Origin of the sequence: Nocardia sp. CNY236 (assembly GCF_000482385.1) — a bacterium.
Classification (GTDB): Bacteria; Actinomycetota; Actinomycetes; order Mycobacteriales; family Mycobacteriaceae; genus Nocardia.
In genome coordinates, this window is the sequence record NZ_AXVD01000014.1 from 1 (window position 1) to 21,912 (window position 21,912).

Annotated in this window: 24 protein-coding genes; 10 read left to right on the plus strand and 14 right to left on the minus strand. The window is 64.3% G+C overall.

Annotated features, from left to right (window positions below; translation table 11 throughout):
- Positions 1-490 (plus strand): hypothetical protein (locus K940_RS32900; RefSeq protein WP_036528092.1); only part of this gene is annotated, 490 nt, incomplete at its 5' end.
- A gap of 533 nt (positions 491-1,023) precedes the next feature.
- On the opposite strand, the gene K940_RS0109270 is transcribed toward K940_RS32900, so the two are convergent.
- Both K940_RS0109270 and K940_RS0109275 read right to left on the minus strand, forming a co-directional pair.
- Positions 1,024-1,227 carry a DUF397 domain-containing protein gene (locus K940_RS0109270; protein ID WP_028477300.1) on the minus strand — a complete coding sequence of 68 codons (204 nt, stop codon included), beginning with the start codon at positions 1,225-1,227 and terminating at the stop codon, positions 1,024-1,026.
- Positions 1,217-2,107 (minus strand): helix-turn-helix transcriptional regulator, encoded by an 891-nt coding sequence (locus K940_RS0109275; protein ID WP_028477301.1) that lies wholly within the window; start codon positions 2,105-2,107, stop codon positions 1,217-1,219. The genes K940_RS0109270 and K940_RS0109275 overlap by 11 nt, the downstream gene beginning before the upstream one ends.
- A 271-nt stretch (positions 2,108-2,378) precedes the next feature.
- Here K940_RS0109275 and K940_RS0109280 point away from each other — a divergent pair, with 271 nt between their 5' ends.
- The 3 genes from K940_RS0109280 (at position 2,379) to K940_RS0109290 (ending at position 4,716) form a co-directional block, all read left to right on the plus strand.
- Complete coding sequence (locus K940_RS0109280; protein WP_028477302.1) at positions 2,379-2,711, plus strand: hypothetical protein; 333 nt, start codon at positions 2,379-2,381, stop codon at positions 2,709-2,711.
- Complete coding sequence (locus K940_RS0109285; RefSeq protein WP_028477303.1) at positions 2,708-3,058, plus strand: hypothetical protein; 351 nt, start codon at positions 2,708-2,710, stop codon at positions 3,056-3,058. Before K940_RS0109280 ends, K940_RS0109285 begins: the two co-directional genes overlap by 4 nt.
- 161 nt (positions 3,059-3,219) lie before the next feature.
- Positions 3,220-4,716: a hypothetical protein gene (locus K940_RS0109290; protein ID WP_028477304.1), complete on the plus strand. Its 1,497-nt coding sequence runs from the start codon at positions 3,220-3,222 to the stop codon at positions 4,714-4,716.
- 26 nt (positions 4,717-4,742) lie between these two features.
- Here the strand turns inward: K940_RS0109290 and K940_RS27610 are convergent, their stop codons facing one another.
- Both K940_RS27610 and K940_RS27615 read right to left on the minus strand, forming a co-directional pair.
- Positions 4,743-5,933: a serine hydrolase gene (locus K940_RS27610; RefSeq protein WP_051407037.1), complete on the minus strand. Its 1,191-nt coding sequence runs from the start codon at positions 5,931-5,933 to the stop codon at positions 4,743-4,745.
- A 223-nt stretch (positions 5,934-6,156) separates the two neighbouring features.
- Positions 6,157-7,365: a serine hydrolase gene (locus tag K940_RS27615; RefSeq protein WP_196812149.1), complete on the minus strand. Its 1,209-nt coding sequence runs from the start codon at positions 7,363-7,365 to the stop codon at positions 6,157-6,159.
- Between the two features lie 482 nt (positions 7,366-7,847).
- Here K940_RS27615 and K940_RS0109310 point away from each other — a divergent pair, with 482 nt between their 5' ends.
- Positions 7,848-8,597, plus strand: coding sequence for a 6-phosphogluconolactonase (locus K940_RS0109310; RefSeq protein ID WP_036528097.1), 750 nt, complete (start codon positions 7,848-7,850; stop codon positions 8,595-8,597).
- Positions 8,598-8,641: 44 nt separating this feature from the next.
- Here K940_RS0109310 and K940_RS0109315 read toward each other — a convergent pair whose 3' ends face one another.
- Together K940_RS0109315 and K940_RS0109320 are read right to left on the minus strand one after the other, a co-directional pair.
- Positions 8,642-9,322, minus strand: a complete 681-nt coding sequence (locus tag K940_RS0109315; RefSeq protein ID WP_028477307.1) for an MBL fold metallo-hydrolase — start codon at positions 9,320-9,322, stop codon at positions 8,642-8,644.
- The gene (locus K940_RS0109320) at positions 9,319-10,932 is read right to left on the minus strand and encodes an FAD-dependent monooxygenase (protein WP_028477308.1); all 1,614 of its coding nucleotides are present in this window, start codon (positions 10,930-10,932) and stop codon (positions 9,319-9,321) included. Before K940_RS0109320 ends, K940_RS0109315 begins: the two co-directional genes overlap by 4 nt.
- 114 nt (positions 10,933-11,046) lie before the next feature.
- On the opposite strand from K940_RS0109320, the gene K940_RS27620 reads away from it, so the two are divergent.
- Positions 11,047-11,700, plus strand: a complete 654-nt coding sequence (locus K940_RS27620; protein WP_051407038.1) for a TetR/AcrR family transcriptional regulator — start codon at positions 11,047-11,049, stop codon at positions 11,698-11,700.
- Positions 11,701-11,870: 170 nt separating this feature from the next.
- Here K940_RS27620 and K940_RS34110 read toward each other — a convergent pair whose 3' ends face one another.
- Complete coding sequence (locus tag K940_RS34110) at positions 11,871-12,812, minus strand: nitroreductase/quinone reductase family protein (protein ID WP_036528099.1); 942 nt, start codon at positions 12,810-12,812, stop codon at positions 11,871-11,873.
- Positions 12,813-13,147: 335 nt separating this feature from the next.
- Here K940_RS34110 and K940_RS0109340 point away from each other — a divergent pair, with 335 nt between their 5' ends.
- Positions 13,148-13,582 carry a nitroreductase family deazaflavin-dependent oxidoreductase gene (locus tag K940_RS0109340; RefSeq protein ID WP_028477310.1) on the plus strand — a complete coding sequence of 145 codons (435 nt, stop codon included), beginning with the start codon at positions 13,148-13,150 and terminating at the stop codon, positions 13,580-13,582.
- Here the strand turns inward: K940_RS0109340 and K940_RS0109345 are convergent.
- Together K940_RS0109345 and K940_RS27625 are read right to left on the minus strand one after the other, a co-directional pair.
- The gene (locus tag K940_RS0109345; RefSeq protein ID WP_028477311.1) at positions 13,569-14,201 is read right to left on the minus strand and encodes a TetR/AcrR family transcriptional regulator; all 633 of its coding nucleotides are present in this window, start codon (positions 14,199-14,201) and stop codon (positions 13,569-13,571) included. The genes K940_RS0109340 and K940_RS0109345 overlap by 14 nt on opposite strands.
- The gene (locus K940_RS27625; RefSeq protein ID WP_196812150.1) at positions 14,198-14,980 is read right to left on the minus strand and encodes a hypothetical protein; all 783 of its coding nucleotides are present in this window, start codon (positions 14,978-14,980) and stop codon (positions 14,198-14,200) included. The genes K940_RS0109345 and K940_RS27625 overlap by 4 nt, the downstream gene beginning before the upstream one ends.
- A gap of 41 nt (positions 14,981-15,021) precedes the next feature.
- On the opposite strand from K940_RS27625, the gene K940_RS0109355 reads away from it, so the two are divergent.
- Positions 15,022-15,390, plus strand: coding sequence for a hypothetical protein (locus K940_RS0109355; protein ID WP_028477312.1), 369 nt, complete (start codon positions 15,022-15,024; stop codon positions 15,388-15,390).
- A 23-nt stretch (positions 15,391-15,413) separates the two neighbouring features.
- Here the strand turns inward: K940_RS0109355 and K940_RS0109360 are convergent, their stop codons facing one another.
- Positions 15,414-16,121, minus strand: a complete 708-nt coding sequence (locus tag K940_RS0109360; RefSeq protein WP_028477313.1) for a DsbA family protein — start codon at positions 16,119-16,121, stop codon at positions 15,414-15,416.
- A gap of 80 nt (positions 16,122-16,201) precedes the next feature.
- Positions 16,202-17,275 carry a mechanosensitive ion channel family protein gene (locus tag K940_RS27630; RefSeq protein WP_036528125.1) on the minus strand — a complete coding sequence of 358 codons (1,074 nt, stop codon included), beginning with the start codon at positions 17,273-17,275 and terminating at the stop codon, positions 16,202-16,204.
- Positions 17,276-17,603: 328 nt separating this feature from the next.
- Between K940_RS27630 and K940_RS0109370 the strand changes: the two genes are divergently transcribed.
- Both K940_RS0109370 and K940_RS0109375 read left to right on the plus strand, forming a co-directional pair.
- Positions 17,604-18,035 carry an anti-sigma factor gene (locus tag K940_RS0109370; RefSeq protein WP_028477314.1) on the plus strand — a complete coding sequence of 144 codons (432 nt, stop codon included), beginning with the start codon at positions 17,604-17,606 and terminating at the stop codon, positions 18,033-18,035.
- Entirely contained in the window at positions 18,028-18,837 is an 810-nt protein-coding gene (locus K940_RS0109375; RefSeq protein ID WP_028477315.1) for an RNA polymerase sigma factor SigF, read from the plus strand. The genes K940_RS0109370 and K940_RS0109375 overlap by 8 nt, the downstream gene beginning before the upstream one ends.
- Before the next feature lie 126 nt (positions 18,838-18,963).
- Here K940_RS0109375 and K940_RS30695 read toward each other — a convergent pair whose 3' ends face one another.
- The 3 genes from K940_RS30695 to K940_RS0109390 form a co-directional block, all read right to left on the minus strand.
- Positions 18,964-19,746 (minus strand): hypothetical protein, encoded by a 783-nt coding sequence (locus K940_RS30695; RefSeq protein WP_051407040.1) that lies wholly within the window; start codon positions 19,744-19,746, stop codon positions 18,964-18,966.
- 333 nt (positions 19,747-20,079) lie between these two features.
- Positions 20,080-21,198, minus strand: coding sequence for an AI-2E family transporter (locus K940_RS27640; protein WP_081706250.1), 1,119 nt, complete (start codon positions 21,196-21,198; stop codon positions 20,080-20,082).
- 148 nt (positions 21,199-21,346) lie between these two features.
- Positions 21,347-21,622 (minus strand): hypothetical protein, encoded by a 276-nt coding sequence (locus tag K940_RS0109390; protein WP_028477316.1) that lies wholly within the window; start codon positions 21,620-21,622, stop codon positions 21,347-21,349.
- Positions 21,623-21,912 lie beyond the last annotated feature (290 nt).

Sequence of the window (21,912 nt, forward strand, 5' to 3'; positions counted from 1 at the left end):
CGACTGGCATCTACTCCAACCCCTCGGCGCAGACGGGTTCCAGCACTTGGCCGGCATCACCTGCGACACCGACGGGCCGGAAGTCATTGCACTCGACTGGCTGCTGGTCGGATGGGCAACCACGGTGCTGAAAATCGAGCAGGACCAGTCGTCCACGGCCCTGCCATGGGATATCTGGGACGCCGCCGGCTTCAGCGAGGGGTTCCGGTTCCGGGATCTCATCGAAACCACGATCGAGCACCTGGACCCGACAGTACGCGCACCGGTCACAGAGTGGCTGTCCAGCTATGATCACCGCTACCGCTGCATCACCATCGACGACCAACTCGCGTGGCTGGCACGACAGATACGCAAACCGCACCGAGGCCAGAACTGGTGGTACTACCGAGTGCCGAACAACGGGCCGGTACGTCAACGCTACGACACAGAACTCGCAGCCTTCGAAGAATGGCGACGCGCACGCGAAAAAGAACAGACCACAACCGAATAGCTCATCCACGGCGGCCAAACTATCCCCAGGACCAGGACCAGGACCATGCCGACAGCGACCGACACACCCTCGCCGCTGGCCGTATTGGAGCGCAGCTCGGGCTTTCTCAACTGTGAGCCCGTTTCAACCTCGCGGACTGAAACTCGCTGTCCTGCAGGCTATAGACGGCCGTGGTCAGGGACTGGCCTTGCGCAGGCACCAGCATAGTTGTGCAGGACCTTCCAGTTCTTCAGTTGTGCGTTGTCGCGTTCGCCGTGGCCTCGTAGCCGTGTGTGGGGTTGGCGTTGTTCTGCGATCCCGGTTGCCGCCTCCGTTGTACGGGGTGAGCAGTCAGCCGCACGAGGAAGTGGAGAGCCCGACGTCGCCGCATCAAACACCCACTGCCACAACGTCTTCGATAACAGATCGAAAATGGCTCGCCGTGGCGATGGTTCTGTTCCGTGGTCGAGATCTACTCATAGTGACCAAGGGATATTCTTCGAGAAGCGGCCCGCCAGAGGAGCTCTGGCGGGCCGTCACTGCATCAGGAGCAATCAGGGTCGGTCGAGCTCCCCGTCGGTGACACCGGCGGTGAACGAATCCCACTCGCTGGGAGTGAACACCAGCGCAGGGCCGCTCGGGTTCTTGGAGTCACGCACACCGACCACGCCTTCATGGAACGCGACTTCTACGCATTCCTTGCTGGGGCCGCTGCGGCTGCTCTTGAACCATTTGGCTCCCGACATATCAGCGCTCACGCTCGTACTCCTTTGCTATAGCTCTCAGCAGGGTTCGGCTGCTGACTTCATCCAGCGCGTTCCGCTGAATCGTCTCGTAAGCGTCTGCGTACCGTCGCACAACCCCTTCCTTCTCCGAGTACATGTCTCCGGTGTAGCCCTCGGCGTACACGATGGTCGGCTCGACCGATTTTCCATGGCCGTCAACTCCGAAATCGAGGATCACGAAAGGGCCGATCTGTTCACCGGTGGGCATACCGGCCGCGAAACGCAGCACACGAATGGTGATGTTCCGTCGGCTGCTTTCGTTGGCAAGATGCCTGAGTTGGTTCGACATGACTCGGTGACTGCCAATGATCCGGCGCAGTGCGCCTTCGTGCAGGATAACGGCCATGTCGACTGGGTTGTAGGTTCGGGTCAGCAGAGCCTGCCTTTGCATCTTGATCCGCACGCTAGGGTCGATCTCTGACGGGCTAGCACTCGGATTGGCAGAGTGGGCAAGGACCCGCGTGTAGTCCTCGGTTTGAAGCAGTCCGGGCACGAGATCGGGCTGGTAGCTCCTCAGGCTACGGGCCGATGACTCCAGCCCCATGTAGACGCTGAAGTTCGCTGGAATCACATCCCCGAACTCGTGCCACCACGACTTGACCGCGGCTTGTTTGGCGAGCCCGATGAGAGCGGCGGTACGGTCGGCCGATAGCCCGTATATCCGGCATAGCTCGCGGACATCGAGTTCTCGGACTCGGTCGGCTTGCCCACGCTCGAGCCGGTGCAGCGTGCTCTTGCCCCATTGCATCAGGCTCGCTACTTCCTCGAGCGTCATACCGAGGCTGTCTCGTCCCTCACGGAGATACCGCCCCAGTTGGCGGCGTGGCAATGTACTGCTCCCACTAATCGACATAGTTTTCCACCCCGACATCCCCTACCTTCCCATCCTGGGAAATGGTTGCTGGTCAACATGTTACCGAACCAGGGGATTTGATGTAACTCGACTGGAGACCGGATTTGGTCTCCCGAGTTCGGTCCTTTTGGTGTCCCCTGTACGGGTACCCGGCAGGGGAGCGGAGCGTTCACCCCCTCCACATGATTCGCTCCAACGTCCGGTACCAAGAAAGGGTCGACACCGGGCCGGGTTCGCTTTCTTACCAATCCAATTCGAGCAAAGGTATCTTATGGGAAACGAAGCATTTCGCGCTCTGCCGGTGACGAACTATCCACAGGTTCTGACCCGGCTGGCTTCTGCACTACGGCACATGCCCATCGACTACGGACGGTCTACTCCCGATGAACCCGTTCGTTGGTTGCTCCGCGAGGACGGCACATGGAGCCCAGTGTTTGCCGATGGTCTGGTCGGCCCCGAGTTCTCCTGGGCGCAAATGCTCGCCGTCAGCGGTGAGGACATCGGTGGTGTTCTCGAAGCTTTGATCGAAGCAGGGCTCATCGGCAGTGACGACCGGTCACGGAGCCCGTCCACCGACACCACCACACTGGGCGGGCGACCATGACGAAGCCGAAAGCCCTCGGCTACCTGCGTCGGGATGTGTCCGGCATTTCCCAGGGATGGCATGAAATTCAGATTCGGAGCCTCGCAGCTCGACTCGGCTACAATCTGGCCAAGACAATCGCCTTCGGGCCACGTACCGATTCCCCGATCACTCGATTGATGAACGCCGTCTGGGCGGCCGACGCCGCCGCGGTGATCGTGCCCAGCCTCTGGCACTTCGACTCCCATCTCCCGGTCGAGTTGGTGAAGCTCGCCGACGTGATCACCGTGCACCCAGAGACCACCTACGCACGGCAGGTGGTCCCGGTCACGTCGGACGACAGCGACGATGGTGAGTACATGGCATGAGGATGGAGTCGGCCATCGGGCTGGCTCCTTCTCGCGTAACGCGGCGCTGCACTTCGACCCATAGGCATAGCTTCAATTGCCATAGTGGATAAACGCAAAGGCATTTGCAATCACTCGTCTGGGGGATTCATAGTGTGCGACAACTGGTTAGCCTGCCCGCTATGTGGTGTTTCCTCCGTTCCCGGGTGATCCGATTGTCGCTACTGGCAGCAGCTCTGGCCGCGTCCGCGACCTCTGCTCAGGCGGTCCCAGTTCCCGAGATTCCACACGGGTCGGAAGTTCCGGAGTTCGTCGGTGCACCTGCGACCGCCAACCCGATCACGGGCATCCCACCGATCCCCCAGCACCCGTACCTGGCTCCGAACGGTGACTCCGGCGTGCACAACGACGGGTGGATGAGCGATACCTACACCCGCCCCGGACCGCTGGGGCATACACCGCAAACCAATTCGGTGTTGCTGGGAAACCTGTGTATCTCGGCAGCGTTCGATCGCGCTGGTCGTATCGTTGCCAGTTGCCTCGGGCTCGATCCGAGTCTATATCTCATCGACCCGGCGACCATGACCGTTCTGGGCAAACACCCGCTGGAGGGTAGGAGCGCGAGCGATGTGCTGCAGCCCGGCGCCGCTCTGGACACCGGCGGCGGTGTGTACTTCTACCTCGACAACGAGGATCGCGCAGTGGTGGGCACCAACACCGGCCATATCCAAGTGTTCGCGCAAACCGCCGCTGCCGACGGATTCGTGCTCGAGCGCGACTACGACCTGAGCGGCGTGCTGCGTCCGGAAGAGGCATTGAACTCCGCGCTGCCGGACTCCAACGGCCGCATCTGGTTCGTCGGCGAGACCAACGGCTTGGTGGGCACCCTCGATCCGGATACCGGTGCGGTGCAGGCCACTCGGTTGGGCGAGGGTGCGGAGAACGAGATAGCGAACTCGTTCGCGGTCGGTGCGGACGGCGACGTCTACATCGCCACCAACCGGCAGTTGGTCCGGTTCGATGCCGGTCCCGAGGGTGAGCCGCAGATCACGTGGCAAGCCACCTACGCCAACAGCGGCCAGCACAAGCCCGGCCAAATCAACGATGGCACCGGCACCACACCCACCATCCTGCCCAACGGCTATGTCGCCATCACCGACAATGCCGACCCGATGAACGTCGTCGTCTACCGCACTGCACCCGATGCCGCCGAGCGGCAGGTGTGCTCGGTGCCGGTGTTCGAGCCCGGCCGCAGCGGCACCGAGAACTCGCTGATCGGCGCGGGACGCTCGATCATCGTGGAGAACAACTATGGCTACGTCCCGCGCGATGCCCTGCTCGGCGCACCCAGCGCTCCGGGCTTCGCTCGCGTCGATATCGACGACGACGGCAACGGATGCCATCTGGTGTGGACCAACTCGGTGGAGGGCGCTCCGAGTGTGGTGTCGAAACTGTCGTTGGCCACAGGGCTGATCTACACCTACACCAAAGGCACCCAGATCAGCGGCCCCTGGTACTGGACCGCCCTCGACTATCGCACCGGTGAGACCGTGTGGAAGCAGTTGGCTGGCACCGGCCCCGCGTTCGGCAACCACTACACCGGCATCGTGCTCGGGCCCGACGGAGCCGCATATCTCGGCACGACCGGCGGGTTGTTGTCGTTGCGCGACGGTAGTTGAATCCAGAGGGCGCCGGAGAGTTCGGGTCACGATCCAGCGGTGACGCCGCACAGACTGGCGGTGACTATCTCGCGCACGGTGGTTGCCATACGTTCGAGGCCCTCGAGATCATCGCGAGCAAGACTCGGTCCGGTGGTGAGGGAAACGACCACGGATCTGGAGCCATCGACGGTGCTGGCGAGTACTGTTGAGTAGCCGGCGACACCGCCGTCGTGGCCGATGCTCGTGCAGCCGGGCGCGAGTTCTCGATACAGCAGGCCGAGCCCGTAATCGGCACCTGCTGATCCGAACGAATGCCCCCTGCGCATTTCGGTGAGCAGTGGCGGTGGCAGGAGTCGGCCGGTGAGCAGGGCGGTCAGGAAGGTGTCGAGGTCTTCGGTGGTGGAGATGATTTCACCGGCAGCCCAACTCGAGGTGGCTGGGAAATTGGTGACGTCAGCGGATTTCGGGTCACCAGTGCCGGCGAAATCGGCGTATCCGTGGGCGTGCGGCCCAGGAATCATCGAGGTGGTTCCCGGAACATGGGTGCTCCGCAGTCCCAGTGGCACGATGATGCGGGTATAGACTTGAATGGCATAGGGCAAGCCGGTGAGCTTTTCGATCAGCAGCCCGGCCAGAATGTAGTTGGTGTTGGAATACGACCAACTCTCACCAGGCGCGAACCGCGCTGGTTTGCTCAGCGCGAACCGTACCAGCTCATCGGGATGGTAGGTGCGGTTGAGCGCCGCGGCAGCTTCTGGGCCGGACATCGGCAGAATGCCGAGTTCGGCCGATCCGTCCGAGTCGAACTCGCCGGTGTAGTTGAACAGGCCGCTGGTGTGTTGCAGGATCATGCGTACCGTGATGCGCGGGTCCAGCCCGAACTGTGGCAAGTGGGCGGCGACCGAATCATCCAGTTGCACGCGACCCTCGTCCACCAACTGCAGCACCACCGTGGCCACGAACGTTTTGGTGATGCTCCCGGCCCGAAAACGCCCATTCACCGGCACCGGATCCGCTCGACCCACCTCGGCGACCCCCGCCGAACCGGTCCACACCTCCTGCCCGTCACGCACCCGCACCTGAACCCCTGCCATGCCTGCGGCCACCAACTCGTCCATCGCCTGCTGCAGCGCGGAGTGATCCGGTGCCGCTACCGCGATGCCAGGGGATCCCATCGACCCGGCCAAGACGACCATCGCCGCGACGGCCGCAATTCTCAACCGTTGCAACACCATAGAGTGGCTTCCTTCTTCACCATGTCGTACCTCCCGAGGATTGTGCGCCTTCGAGCATGGCACTCGATCCGACGAAGGTCAGCCGATGCGACACGAAATCGGGGAAAGATCAGGGTTCACCCCGTCAGGGGGCCAAACCTGCGCGAACGGCCTCGGTCCAAGGGATACCGTGCTCGTCAGGGCCGCTCGCCGATCCGAATCCACGATGGGTGAGGTGTTCGGTTCAGCGGGTGGTCGTGGTATCGCATAGGGCCGCGCCCACGATTTCGACGATGATCTTGGATACAGCCGCATCCCACTCGGCGGCAGCCTCGAGATTTTCGGGAGACAGTGTCGGACCGCTCGTCACCGACACCACGACAGTCCTGCGGCCGTCGTCTGTCCCGGCCAATTCGGTGGTGTACCCGGGGACGCCGCCATCGTGACCGACGCTCGTGCAGCCGGGTGCGACGTCTCGATACAGCAGGCCGAGCCCATAGGTTGCCCCCTGCGAGGCGAACGAGTGTGGCGTGCGCATTTCGGCGAGCAATGGCGGCGGCAACAGCCTGCCTTCGAGTAGGGCCGCCAGGAAGGTGTCGAGATCCGCAGCGGAGGAGACGATTTCGCCGGCGGCGCCTGCCCACGTCACGGGCAGCTCTGTGACATCAGCGGATTTCGGGTCGCCGGTGCCGAGATAGTCGGCGTATCCGTGGGCGTGCGGGCCGGGAATCTTGCGGAAGGTGCCCGGCACGAATGTGCTCCACAGCCCCAGTGGAACGACGATGCGGGTGTAGATCTGCACGGCATACGGCAGTCCGGTGAGCTTTTCGATCAGCAGCCCGGCCAGAATGTAGTTGGTGTTGGAATACGACCAGTTCGTTCCTGGGGCGAACCGCGCTGGTTTGCTCAGTGCGAACTGCACCAGCTCATCGGGATGGAAGGGGTGGTTGACTGCCTCGAGCGCTTCGGGGCCGGTGATCGGCAGAATGCCGGGCTCGACCCCGTCCGGCCCGAATTCTCCGGTGTAGTTGAACAGGCCGCTGGTGTGTTGCAGGATCATGCGTACCGTGATGCGCGGGTCCAGCCCATACTGCGGCAAGAATGCGGCGACCGAATCCTCGAGCCCGACTCGACCCTCGTCGACCAGTTGCAACACGACCGTAGCCACGAATGTCTTGGTGATACTACCGATCCGGAATCGACCATCCAGCGGCACCGGATCCGGTCGACCCACCTCGGCGACTCCGGCCGAGTGGGTCCACACCTGCTGCCCGTCGCGCACCCGCACCAGCACCCCGGCTGCGCCGTCGGCGATCAACTCGTCCATGGCTTGCCGTACCTCGGCGTAGTCCCCAGCGGGATCCGGGGAAGCAACCGCCACACCCGAACTCGCCGACCCGGCAGCCAGCACCATCGCCGAGAGGACCGCAATTCCCAACCGCCGCAACCGCATGGCAGAATCTCCCAGATCGTCGATTCGACTGTTCTGACCAACCATACCCGTCGGATGATCGGCCGTTTGCTGGAATCTGCGGTTCCGAAGCATCTTTGCCGCGTTGTGGTTACGGCGGTGTGAATATCTTCGATCAGCGCAATTGCCTGTTCATGCGATTCGCCACCGATATGTGACGGCGTGCACATTTTCTGTAAGGATTCTTGTGATGCTTCGCGATTGGGACGAATTGTCCTCGCGTATCGTCAGAGCGGTTCGACGCCCAGCGCAACATCACGGGGTCGAACAACAATTCGACCAGTATGCAGACGTGGTAGGCGCGATGCTGAAAGACCTTACACATTCCAGCCTCGATCGAGTTGGTTCGGTCGAGGTTCCACATTGCCGCGACACCTGCGAGTTCTGTTTCTTTCCCGGTCGTGCATGCGCAGCCGGATTATGCTCGGATCACTCCGTTGTCCGGCCGGACCTGTGAGGTAACTGTGCGACCAACCGTCTTTGCGGATCCGAACCAGCTCGGTGCGGCGCTTGCTGCCCGGATCACCGCCGAGGTGGCGACTGCGCGATCATCCGACCGGCCGTATGTGCTCGGGTGTCCTACCGGTCGGTCACCCGCGTCGACGTACGCGGCACTGGCGGCCCGCCGACCGTACGTCGAACACGTGGTGATCGTGATGATGGACGAGTTCGTCGTCGGCGGTCGGGAAATCGACCCCCACATGTCGCACAGTTGTCTGCGGTACGCCCGCGAAGTGATCGCCGGTCCGTTGGGGATCCCCGACGAGCGTGTGTGGTTGCCCGATCCGGCCGCTCCTGCGGCCTACGACGACCGGATCGCTGCGGTCGGCGGCATCGACCTATTTCTGTTGGCGTCGGGCGCCACCGATGGCCACGTCGCGTTCAACCCACCGGGAACCCCGGCGGACTCGATCACACGAGTGGTCGAGTTGGCCGAGACCACTCGGCGCGACAATATGTCGACCTTCCCAGCGCTGCGTCGCTTGGACGACGTTCCGCGCCACGGCGTCACGGTCGGTATCGACACGATCCGCCGACACTCCCGCAGCGCGGTCATGATCGCACACGGCACACAGAAGGCGACGACGGTCGAGCATCTCGTCGAAGCACAGTGCTACGACGAATGGTGGCCGGCCTCGATCATCGCCGAGTGTGCCAATGCGGAGCTCTGGATCGACGAGGCAACACTGGAAAGCCCGCTCGGTCGGATCTGATCCATGGGCGGCTCGTGGGTGGACCGAGCCAGCGACGGTAGCGGTCAGAGCCGGTGCAGATAGTTGGCGACCGACGTCGCCGAGGCGGGTCGCCCGTGGCCGAACAGTAGGCGACGTGGTCGATGATCGAGCACGCGGCGCACGCTGTGCCGTAATTGCTCGGTGTTCTCCGCGAAGAACGGACGATTCGGGCGGTTGTCCTGCAGCAGGCCGCCGCTGAGTAGGTCCCCGACGAGGGCATCTCCGGTCGGTTGGTGCAGCAGGGTGATCGAGCCGGGAGTATGTCCAGGAGTGTGCACCACAGTCAGGTCGGCGCCCAACTCGGACATCGAGGCGCCGGTGTCGAGCGTGAGGTCGGGAACGAACGGAGGGAACGTCGGCGCCATGGTGCGGCGCAGGAGGTGGCCGAATGGTCGGACGACGTCGAAGAAGTCGCTGCTGCCGGTACGGGCCCATCCGGTCTCGGCGACGTGCGTGCCGACCGGGACGCCGAGATAGCGCTGCAGGAATGCGGCGCCGCCGGCATGGTCGGGATGACAGTGTGTGAGCACGATGGCCGCGACATCGCGGGTGTGGATTCCTGCCCGCGCCAACTTGTTCAGCAATCGTGTCTCGTGCCCGGCCGGGCCGGCGTCGACCAGCACGGTCCGCCGATCGGTGACCGCGTAGACGGTGGATTGCAGCAGGTCGATTCGGGTGACCGCGCGCGGCCGACGGGTGCTCATCGTGCACCGATCGGGGCGTCGGTGAACATGTCGGTCAGGTAGCCTTCGAGGTCCGCCGAGTCCGGTGGACCGGCGAATCCGATGTGCCGGTCGGGTCGCACGAGATACAGCCGCGGGTGACGGCCATACAACGCACGAGCGTCCCGACCGCGGTCGAGGACGGTGGGCGCCCGGTGTGCGACGGCGTCGCGGGCGATATTCCAGCCGGTGGTCAGGATCAGGCCGGCGACACCGTGGCGCCGCCGCAGCGTGTCGACCACGCCGAGGGCCGGCCGCCACGCAGAATCGCTCTCGTGCCCGGTCACGACCGCGGTGAAGCCAGCGCTGGACAGTAGATCGTGCAGGCGGACGCGGCGATCGGCGAGTCCATCGAACAGTTCGGGATCGGGGATCCGGTCACCGGATCGCAGCGAGTCACGAGTCCAGGGCCGCCGCGGTGTTCGGTAGCTGTGCCCGAGTTGCGACAGTCGCACGCCGATTCGCCTCCGCACGGCCGGGCTGGCTTGCAATGCGGTCAGGAGCCCATCGCGCAAGTGCCGCCGAGGATCGTCGCGCAGGAGCATCGCTTGCGCGCCGAGATGGGTGAAGCGCACCACCTCGGTCGCGACGCCATGCCGTTCTGTCGGGTAGGTGTCCAGCAGAGCCGCCGGCGCGCGGCCGGTCAGCACGGCCGCGAGCTTCCAGCCCACGTCGATGGCATCCGCGACACCCAGATTGAGTCCCTGCCCGCCGAACGGTGTGTGCACATGCCCGGCATCGCCGGCGAGGAACACTCGGCCGTAGCGGTAGCGCGCGGCGTGCCGGTGCGACAGATCGAACGTCCAGAATTGATCGACCGATCGAATCCGGCCTTCGATTCCGGTACGAGACAGGGCGTATTGGGCGTCGGCGAGGTCTGGCTCGACGAGTTCACCAGAGGCCGTGTGATTCTGCGTATACGCCAGGCGATAGCGGTGGGCGCCGGGTAATGGGAACACACCGCAGATCCCCTGCCGGTCGCCGCAGAAGGTCATCTCGTTGCGTGGAAGCGGCCACTCGAGTTCTGCATCACACAACACCCAATCGTCGGGGTAGGCATCGCCGGGGAAGTCGACACCGATCGCCGAACGGACCGTACTGTGGGCACCGTCGCAGCCGACCAGCCAGTCGGTCGAGAGGGTTTCCCTGGTGCCGTCGGGCAAGGTGACCGTGGCGAGCACGCCGTCCGCGGTCTGCTCGATCGCGGTACAGGTGACGTCTCGTTCCACGGGCACGCCGCGCGCGGTCAGGTGTTCGATGAGGATGCGTTCGGTCGATGCTTGTGGTATGTCGATCATGAAGGGATAGGCCACATCGGTCAGCTCCCGGAAGTCGATGCCGATGCGGTCGCGGTATCCGGTACGCAGTCGCAGGATATCGACGCGCTGTCCCTCGTGCAGAATGCGGTCGACGATGCCGAGATCGCGAAAGTGCTCCAGGGTTCTCGCGTGCAGGGCAGCGGCTTTGGTCAGTTCCAGAACATCGTGGTGCTTGTCGATCAGGCGGAACGTGATGCCGAACCGCTGTAGTTGCGCGGCCAGGACCAAGCCGGTAGGGCCCGCTCCGACGATCAGCACGGGGGTGTGCCGCATCTGCGTCTCCTTGACATTGGGGTGAACCGATTTAGAGCGAATGTTCGTTCACAACCACGGTGCGCCCGTTCGAAACCCATTGTCAAGAACGAATATTCGTTCTACAGTTGCGGTGTGCCCAAGGCCGACACGGACTATCGCCTCACCCGTCGGGATCAGATTTTGGCTGCGGCAGCCAGGTGCTTCGCCGCCGACGGCTTTCATCGCACGTCGATGCAGGACGTCATCGCAGCTGCCGGGGTGTCACCCGGCGGCTTCTACCGGTACTTCCGCAGCAAGGACGAGATGATTCGGGCGATCTGTCTCGACGCCATCGGCGTGGTGGAGGAACTGGTGCTCGACGCGCTGCGTACCCACCAGCCGATTCCGGAACTGATGGCGGGATTGCCCAGGGCGCTGGCCGCGCTCGACGAGGCGGATGCCCGGACTCGGCTGGCCGTACAGGCATGGGGCGAGGTGCTACGGAATCCGGCGCTGTCCGAGGCGATGACGGCGGGCGTGACCGGTCTGCGTACCGCGTTGCGCGACCGTATTGCGGCGGGACAACGCGACGGCGAAATCCCCGCGCAGCTCGACCCGGACGCGTGCGCTGGTGTCCTGTTGGCGGTGGTCCAAGGGTTCATCCTGCAACATGCATGGGACCCTTCGGTCTCCGCCGAGGGCTACGGCAAGGCGGCACGCGATGTGGTCGGCGGGTTGCTGGGATCGTCGGCGGTCGGCCTTCCTCGAGCAAGCGTGCGGGATGCAGACCATCGACTACCCCGATGACCGGTTCATACATGCTGTAGCCGATCATGCCGCGAATGTCCTCGGACACGGTGCGTGCGACATCGCGGCTGGTCGACAGCATGAGGTCGATCGACCAGACCGTGGCCGCTGAGAGCGGTTTCCGCCGGCGCGGCAACGGCCAGATGATGTCGTCGTGCGTGGCCCTGATGCTAGGGGATGTCGGTCGGAGCCGGACCGAGTGCGTTCAGCGCGGCGACGATCGACTGCTCCTCGTAGGCGAAGTGGTTTTCGAGTTCCTGTGCGAGGGAATGTAGATGCGCCGCGAGTGTCGCCGGGTCGCCCGTACCCGGCCGATAGTTCTCGACCAGTTGTGCGATGTCTCCTTGGATACGCGCTACGATCCGGTGCTCGTCGGCGAGTTGCCTCAGTACCCGATCGAGTCCGGGAAAACGCTCTGCCAGCAGCGGAAAGGCTCCCGTGGTTTCGCCGGTGTGATGGTGCCACAGTGCGCTACAGAACTCCGAACAGTGCGCACGAATGCCGTGGGTGAGGCTCGGGCACGGCGGCAGCGCTGCGGGCTCATGCGCATCAGCGGTGACGAGCTCGGCTACCTGCTGTTGCAGTTCGGCGAGTTCACCGCGCAGCCAGTCGTGGCTTTCGACAAGAAAGTCGCCGAGCCCACGGATCCCCGCCGCGCCTTCGGCGGGGTTCACTCGATGCAAGGTGACGACCGGGATTACTCGGGTGGTTTCGGCTTGATAGTCGCCGAAACCCGGTTCCATGTCCACGATTCGCTCGAACAGCCGGTCTCGCTCGGGTGTCGGCGCAATAGCGGCGATGGCTGGAAACGTCTCTGCGCCGAGCTCGACGGTGACCATAGGATTTGCCCGGATATTGTGATACCACGCGGGATGGGTGGGCGCGCCGTTGGCCGACGCGACGACAATGGCTTGCTCGTCGACCTCCAGATAGGCCAGCGGACAGGTGTGCTGCCGGCCGGTCCGGGCGCCGATGGTGGTGAGCAGAACCAGAGTGGCCCCTTCGAACATCCCGCCGACTCGGCCTTCGTTGTTTCGGAATTCGGCAATGATCTGCCGTTGGAATGCGTGAAAGTCGAAATCGGTTGTTGCGTTCTCGATGTGTTCGCTCATGTCGATCCTTTCCGACGATTGCTTCGGTCGGAGGATTGGATGCCACAAGTGACCTGATACGCACAGGATTCCGATAGATCGGCGCCGAACCGGAGGTGTGTCTCCTTCCCAGGGTGGGCAGGGACAACAAGAATCGCAGAAGAGTATCGATCTCTTGCGGTGGCTGAAGTAGCCGCATACCTCCGTCGTTCGGCCCATCCGGGGCTCGACGGAAGGCTAGCACCAGCCATAGCCGATGCGCAATCTTCCATGGAAGATGTTGATGTCCAAACGTTTTCGTCGATCCGGCCGGTGGCGGCGGGAATACATCCCCCTAGCGGGATGTTCGGGTGAGTATGCCACTGACAGGTGAATACGAGCCGAGTACGAACGATGTGTCCCGCGAGCAGGCCGAGGAATACGAAAACTCCAGCGGCACGAAGGCCGCGACCTTGCTCGGCGTACCCATCGTCGTGCTGACCAGCAGGGGAGCGAAGACCGGCAAACTACGCAAGACCCCGTTGATTCGTATCGAGCACAACGGCGAGTACGCCGCGGCTGCCTCCGACGGTGGCGCCGAGAGGCACCCGGCGTGGTACTACAACGTCAAGGCCGACCCGCATGTGGAACTGCGCGATGGTGCGGTCACCAAGGACTACGTCGCACGTGAGGTCTTCGGCGAGGAGAAAGCGGCCTGGTGGGCGCGTGCGGTCGAGATATTTCCTCAGGCAACGGAGTTTCAAGCCAGGACCGAGCGCCAGATCCCCGTTTTCATCCTCACCCCGCGGTAGGCGCCCACTCATTCGGGCCTTCGTCCAGCAGTGCGGCGGCGGTGGCGATCAGCAGGTCCTCGGTGCGCGCATCGATCCGGTCGGCGATTCCGGAGCGAAATAGCGAAGCCCCTTCCAGGAGAATGGTCAGAACTTGCGCCCTGCGGCGGCAAAGATCCCGGGGCGCGACCGGATTACGCTCGGTGATCACCGTCGTCACCTGCTGTTGGTAGGAATCGTAGAAGCGGCGGACTGCCGTGGTGACCTGATCGTCGCGTCCGGCCAGCGCCCACAGTTCGGCGTAGATTCGAACCACGTGTGGGTCGTCTTGCTCGGCGAGCAGTCGCCGAATCACATTCGCCGCCGGTCCCGTCACGTCTTCCAGCAAGGGTGCGAGCCGGTCCAGCGAACGGGACAGTGTGCGATCCAACACCGCCCCGACAATGTCGGCCCGCGTCGCGAAGTAGTACTGCACGTGCCCGAGTCGAATGCCCGCGCGCGCCGCCACGGCTCGCAGAGTGAGCGCCTCGTGCCCCGATTCGAAGAGGATGTCTTCAGCGACGTCCAGTAGCGCAGCGCGTCGGCGCGCACCTTTGGCCGTGGCGCCACGCACCGCTGCCTGTGTGTCCGGCTCGGTCATGCGGACGGCATCCGCGTCGAGCCGGGCTCGTCGGTCAATTCGACACCATGCGCGGCCAGCATCGCCCCGACCGCCTTCGGGATCGGCGTGTTCTCGGGGAAACTCAGGCCCCGGTGGGCGGGGGCACCGTCCACGCCGAGTGCCCGCTGCACGCCCAGAACGGCGCCGACCGCAGTCAGGTGCGCTTGTCCGGCCGGGTCGGTGAGCAGAGCGGTCCGGGTCTCGGCCCCGTGTCGCACATCGATGCGCACCTGCGCGACTCCTCCTGCTCCGGGAGCGTAGAGCAGGGCGCGACGGATTCGGGTGAACCGGTCGCCGCGCCCCCAACGGAAGAAGCCGAGCCGCTTGACCGCCATGAGGGCGGAGGTTGTTGCAGCAGAGCTGAATCCGATGCGCGTGGTGGCGGTGGTCGTACCGAGAGTCAGCGGCAGTGTGAATTGCTCCGGGGTGTCGATGCGCGCGACAGAGGTTTCGCTGTCACCGATGCGCACGCGAGCGCTCGCGCTGAGCGGGTCGACGGTGCGGCGTACGCCGTGTTCGACGACTTCGACGTCGTACCCCAGCCGATCCATGAATTCGACCGAGTCGGCGCCCGCTCGGTCCCGGTCATCCCAACGGATCGCGACATCGACCTGGTCGGCGCCACCGAGGTCGGCCGCGAGGTGTGCCACGACCAGGCTCGTCGTGCCGCCCATCCATGCCGACGACAGCAACACCGTCCTGGGTGACCGCCGGTCACGGTCGGCGACGTCGCCGCCAGGTGTAGTAGCGTTCGACACATGTCGACTGCAGCAACCGTGCTCCCTCGTGGGGTGACACGATGAGCACTCTGGTTCGAATCGGTTTGTTGGAGTTGGCATTCGGCGCACTGATGGGGTGGCCGGTCGCCGCCGGTGTGGCCGCACCACAGCTTCTGCAGCGGCTGGGAGTTCGTAGTCCGCGCAGGTTGCTGCAGACTCACCTCGACTTCGTGATCATGGGGGTCATCCTGATCGCGGTCGGCCTCGCCGTACCCGATCTGCCGACCTGGATCGCGGCGACGATCGTCGTCGGTACGTTGCTCAATCCGCTCTTGTTTCTCCCCTTGGCTTTTCGTGAGCAGTGGGCGGACACCGTGGTCTACCGGAGCGTCAGTGTCGGTTCGTTTCTCGCAACGAGCGTTGGACTGACCGCTGCGGCATTCTCCTGAGCGGGTAGGCGGTTGTCACTGGATCAGCGCGCCGATTCCTCGAATGCCGACATGTCGATGACCTTGCCCCGATCGACCGACACCCAGTCACGGCCGCGCAAATAGGGCTTCAGTGCTGCGCCGATGCGCTCGGCATCGGCCACGCTCTTGGGCCGCTGAATTTCGTAGAGGTGCGGGAACTCGAGCATGCCTGTGACCCAATTCCACAGGCGCACCGCGCGATCGCCGGTCGGTGGATCGATCAAGACCGGCCCGAACAGCGGGGATCCATCGGGGAAGAACAGGGTGGGGACACCGAAACCGCCTGCCGCTGTCACTCGGTCGTGGTCGGCGCGCACGTCCGCGTGTGTGGACTCGTCCGCCATCGCCTCATCGAGCACCGAGGCGGAGAAGCCCAGTCGTTCGAGCAGTTGGCGCGCGATGTCCGGGTCGTGTGGTTTGCCGCCGAGCTCGTGTAGCTCGCGCCCGATTGCGGCATACCACCGATCCAGCGCATCCTGACCCCCGCGGCGCAACAGTGCGCCGATCCGCATGAGCGACCACCCGTAGGACCACGGGCGCTCCCACGGATGCTTCTTGCCCTCGACTCGATTGATCTCCTCGAGGCTGAAGAATCGCCACTCGATCCGCAATCCGGTCACGCTCCGGACCTCGCGTATCCACAACGATGTCTGGTAGGCCCACGGGCACATGGGGTCGAAATGAAATTCGACCGAATCGGGCACAGTCATAGACCAACGGTATCGTCACTGCGGCAGCTGTGCCATAGTTCACTTCGTGCACACCGCGCTATAGCTCCTATCGTGGCGGTTCACCGTGCGACGGCTGTGGCAGGAGTCGCGGTGGCCGGCGCTGCCGCCGCGGCGGTGGTGGGGATCTTCGGCAGCGCGTAGGCATGATCGCGAGCCAGCCAGCCGAGCAGCTCCTCGCGGACCGCGCACCGCAGGGTCCAGACCTCGTCGGCATTGCGGGCCGACATCGATGCGCGCACCACGATGCCGGTGGGTGTGCTGTCGGTGACCAGCAGATTCCACGCGCGCCCATCCCAGTCCGCGCGGGTGCGCAGGTACGTGTGCAGATGCGCGCGCAACTGAGCTACCGGGGTGCTGTGATCCAGATAGAGAAAGACGGTACCGGTGATCTGCGGCCCGCCCTTGGACCAGTTCTCATAGGGTTTGCTGTTGAAATAGGACACCGGCATCGTCAACCGACGGTCGTCCCAGACTCGTACCGTGAGGAAGGTGAGGGTGATCTCCTCGACGGTGCCCCACTCTCCCTCCACCACTACGGTGTCACCGATCTTCACCGAATCGCCGAACGCGATCTGCAGCCCGGCCATGAGATTGCCGAGTGTGGACTGCGCTGCCACGCCGGCGATGATGCCGATCACACCGGCGGAGGCCAGCAACGAGGTCCCCAGGGTGCGCAGGTCGGGAAAGAGCACCAGCATCGCGACCGCGGTGGTCGTCACGGCCAGCACCGTCGTGATGATCCGGCGCACCAACGTGAGCTGAGTGTGCAGTCGCCGCACCCGGGCGGTGTCGGCCGTCCGGCTGGCGTACTGGTCGAGCGTGTTCTTCGCGACAGCGTCGGCCGCACGAACGGTGAGCCAGACGGCGGCCAAGATCGCCATGGTGGCGAGCACGTTGAGAATCACCTCGTCATGGCGTGATTCCAGCTGTGCAGCCGGATACGTGAAGTGCAATCCGGCGGTCGCCAGCAAAGCTTGCAGCGGCAGTTGTACGCGGCGCAGCAGACTCGCCAACCGGGTGGTCGGATGTCGCTTCGCGGTGTACCGCAGCAGGCGGTCGATCAGCAGGCCGGTCGCCACGGTGGCTACGAGCGTGCCGCCGAGGACGAGCAGCGGCTGGAGTACCTCCTGCACGGTTTCCAACTCCTTGTGATGGGTGTCGAGAGGGCTATCTCGCCACGTTACATTTCGATAACGGGGGGTGCACGAATGCACTTGGGCACACGGTCCCCGGGGGAGTTCGCTGCGACACACGTGGTGCGTGCGGCGGCGTCGGCCGGTTGCGGCACGGCCTGCAACGGTGCGAGTTCGGCCGGCGCCGGAATGTCGGGTGATGAATTCGGGACTGATGAACTCGCAGGGCCAGTACGCTGGCTTCGCCCGGTACACACATCGAGTACCGCCAGCGGCCAGGGCACCGACTGGTCGCTCCGACGGAGCACGCGACTTCTGGGAGTGGCGCATGAGCAACAGCGAGGGGACTCCGCCCGCGACACGGACCGGCACGGTCGGTGTCCGGGTGCCGGCGGCGTCGGATCAGCTGGCGATGTTGCGTGCCATCGCCGAGACCGTTCTGCTCATGGCCGACTTCGGCATCGACGAGGTGACCGATATTCGGCTGGCCCTCGACGAGGTCGCCAGTGCGTTGGTACTCGATGCGGTGGACGGGTCGGAACTCGACTGCGTGTTCGGCTTCGACGGGCCGACGGTGGACGTGCGGGTGCGTGCGGTCACTGCGTCGGACGCCAGCCCGGATCGGGCCGGCTTCGGCTGGCACGTCGTTGCCACGCTGACCGACTCGGTCAGCGCCTCGCAGGAGGTGTTCGACGCCGCTGTCGCGGGCTACCCGACTGTCGTCGATTTTCGTTGGGTGCGCGGTGGCTCGAATGAGTAGCACGTCGAATCGGGGCGCAGCCAAGCGCGCCTCGAAGCCGGACAGCTACGACAATATCGAGCCGCTGTTCGTGGAGTTGGCCGCATTGTCGCTGGACGATCCACGGCGCGAGGCGGTGCGCACAGAAGTCATCGGCCGCTGCCTTCCGCTGGCCGACCATATCGCGCGCAAGTTTTCCGGCCGCGGGGAGAATTTCGAGGATCTGGTGCAGATCGCCCGAGTGGGCATGCTCGCCGCGGTCGATCGATTCGACCCGACCCGCGGGGCGACCTTCCTGTCGTTCGCGGTACCGACGATCGTCGGGGAGGTGCGCCGGCACTTTCGGGACTACGCATGGTCGGTGCGGGTGCCACGGCGAATCAAGGAGATTCAATCGATGCTCGGCCCTACGGTGGAGACGCTGTCGCAGCGGTTGGGCCGGGTGCCACGAGCGCGGGAAATCGCCGAGGAATTGGGCGTCGATCTGAACGAAGTGACGCAGGCGCTCATCGCGCGCAATGCGTACAAGACCTCCTCGATCGACGCTGTTTCCGATATCGGAGAGTCGGACTCTCCTGGCTTTTCGGTGCTGGACTCACTCGGGGCGGAGGACCCGGATTTCGGCATCGTGGACAATTGCCTGGCGGTCACGCCACTGTTGGCCGCATTGCCGGACCGCGAAAAACAGGTGCTGGCCATGCGTTTTTTCGACTCCATGTCCCAGGAGCAGATTGCCCGGCAGATCGGCTGCTCGCAGATGCAGGTCTCGCGAATTCTTGCCAAGACACTGAAGTCGTTGCGCGAGCAGGCTTTGCGCGACTGACCGCCTGCGAGCGACCGACACAGTGCGGAATCCGCGGTGTGCGCAGGCGTGGAGGCCTACGCTCGACCGTCTGCCCGCCGCAGGCAGGAAGACCCGGCCGAAACCAGGTCTTCCTGGTAGGTGAGCCTATCCAGCCGGGACTGTCGGCGGTGTCAGCAGACCTGTGGCAAGGCCCACCCCTGCACCGACGACCGCGCCCGCTGCAATGGCTGGTGCCGCGACGAACGCATAGCCGATGGCCGCACCGAGGGCGATGGTGGCGATCATGCCGGCGGGGAACATCGGGATACCGGCGATGGCGCCGGAGATTCCGCCGATGATCAAGCCCACCGATGCGATGGGGGAAGCCACCAAACTGCCTACCGATGCCCCGATGGCGGCGGAACCGACGACATCTGACGCCATCCGGTCGGAGCGCGAGGGCTCGAAGCCGGCGGAATCGAACGTCTGGGCGAGACCTGCTTCCGCACCGGCGATCGCATCGTTGATCTGCTCGGCTATGTCGGGAGGTAGGAAATCCGGGCGAGGAACCACAACGGAACCGACCCGCAGGGTGCCCGGAGGCGCCTCGATCGGCGCGACCGGCGGTGCGGGCGCGGTGGGGTCGGGCAAGCGTAAACGTTCTGGAATGACGGGAGCGAGCACATTCGGATCCGGAATCGGCCGATTGACGCGCAAATCGTTGCGGCCGGCCGAGACCGGTGGCGCAGGGGGGTCGGCGACCGGGGTGACGATCCCGATTGTGGGCACCGGTACGACGGGAAGCTCGATGGTGATCTCGGGTACCAGGGGGTTGGCGGCGGCGGTCGCCGCGCCGACCAGCGAGAGCGGGATCGCGCTCGCGACCAGCAGGGTGGCGGCGCGGCGCACGAATAGGTGTGCTGAAGTCGCGGGTTTTTCTATGTCCATGGACCTACCACCTCATTCCGAAGAGGACATATACCTACCTTTCTAGTTCGATCCCGCGCGTCATTCGGATGCGCGAAATTCTGATTTCTATTCGTCCGGTCTGTTCCGTCGACGGACATGCCTATGCATATGGTGATCATGCCCCGGCAGCATGCATGAAAAGCGGTAATTCCGCGGTATGGGGGGCGGGATCTATTTTCGCCGAGGTTTTGTCGACCGGCATGATGAAAGGAGATCCGAAACGGGTGCCACTCCCGCCCCGGCCCGTATCGGCAATCCAACACGGCGCAATTCCCCGGTGTCGCTGGTGATCCTGTGGCGCGCGACGGGTGGCTATTCCTGGGGCTCGGCGGTTTCGTGCGGCTCGATTGTTCCCGGCGGTGCTGGTCGGTCCGGCTGTTTCGGCGGCGCGGTGGTCGCCGCGTCGACTTGTTCACCGATATAGCGCAGCACGACCGCGGCCATCGCGACGACCGGGACGGCCAAGAAAGCGCCGACTATTCCATACAGTGAGCCGCCCGCGATAACCGCCAGCAGCACGATAGCAGCGTGCAGCTTCATACTGCGGCTCTGCAGTACCGGCTGCAGCACGTTGCCCTCCAATTGCTGTACCGCGACGATGACGCCGAGCACGATCAGCGCCGTGACGAAGCCATTACCCACCAGCGCGACCAGCACCGCGAGCGCTCCGGCGACGAAGGCGCCGACCATCGGGACGAAGCCACCCAGGAAGGTGATGACCGCGAGTACCAGCGCCAGCGGAACTCCGAGGATCACCAGTCCCGCGCCGATGAGTACCGCGTCGATCAAGCTGACCAGCGCTTGGGTTCGGATGAACCCACCGAGAACCACCCAGACGCGGCGGAGCACTTCTTCCAGGTGTGTGCCGCCCCGTGGTCCCACGACATCGTGGATCCATGGCAGAAAGCGCGCACCGTCTTTGAGGAAGAAGAACGTGAGCACCAGCACCAGTGACGCGGTGACCAGCATCGAGGTCGCGGTGCTCACGCCGCTGAAGACGCCGGTCGCGATCTGCTCGGAACTGGATTGCAGCCGGGAAATGATGGAATCGACCGCCGAATCCAGTTGTTCTTCACGGATTCTGAGCGGCGGTCCTTGCAGCCAATCGCGCACCTGGTTGATTCCGGTACTGGCCTTGTCGGCGAGTTCCGGCGCTTGGTCCACCACTGAGGGCACGATCAGGGCAATGACCCCACTGAGGACTCCGAGGAAACCGACAACCGCCGTCAATGCCGCCGCCGCGGGTGGCAGGCGGTGCGCTATCAGCCACCGCACCGGAGGCCACAACACGGTGGCCACCACGGTCGCCAACGCTACGGGAAGGATGACCACCCACAACTTTGCGACCAGGAACCCGATTACCCAGGTTCCGGCCGCGATCGCGACGATCGACAGCGCCCACTTGGCCATCCACAGCACGCCCGCGCCCATGACGTCGGCGCGGTCTCGCAGCGCGCGATTGTCCGATCCGTGGTCTTCGCCAGGTTCGCTCACGGGCCAAGTCTGGCATGTGATGACACAACCGCGGCAACCGGCGACACCGGTTCGGCGATCCCTGACTGTCCGAACCGAACGCCGCTCAGCCGATCACGGCGTTCATGATCGTGCCGGCGCTGGTGGCCACGACCCCGCCGATCATGGCTCCCGCCACCATCTTCGGCGATTCGAGTCCGCCGCCGGTCCACTTCTCCCAGGCGAAGCGGCCACCTGCGTAGATGATGCCCGTGATGCCCGAAAGCAGGACGAACCAGGTCAGGTAGCGGATCAGCTGAAGGAACTTGTCGGAGATCGGCGGTGCCTCCGGAGTTGGGTTGCCGATCTGCGCCAGGGTGTCGTAAGCGGCGGCCAGGATCATTGTCGTTCGCTCATTCCGGGTTCGGGACAGGGCAGTCGTGCGCTGCACCGATCGTATCCGTTCGCTCGCGCTCGCGTGGTCGCGTCGATGCAGCACAGTGAAATTCGCGGTCGTCGGCTTGCCGCTGCGGGCAGCTGTCTGGTCGATAGGCATTGGTGACGGTCGAATTCGACTGCCACAACCACGAATCGGTCGTCGAGTGACGACGACAACTGGGGCAGAGTCGGTTTCCGTTTCGGTGCACGGTTCTCCAGCATGCGCCCGCCACAGGTGTGTCCCGGACCGTATCC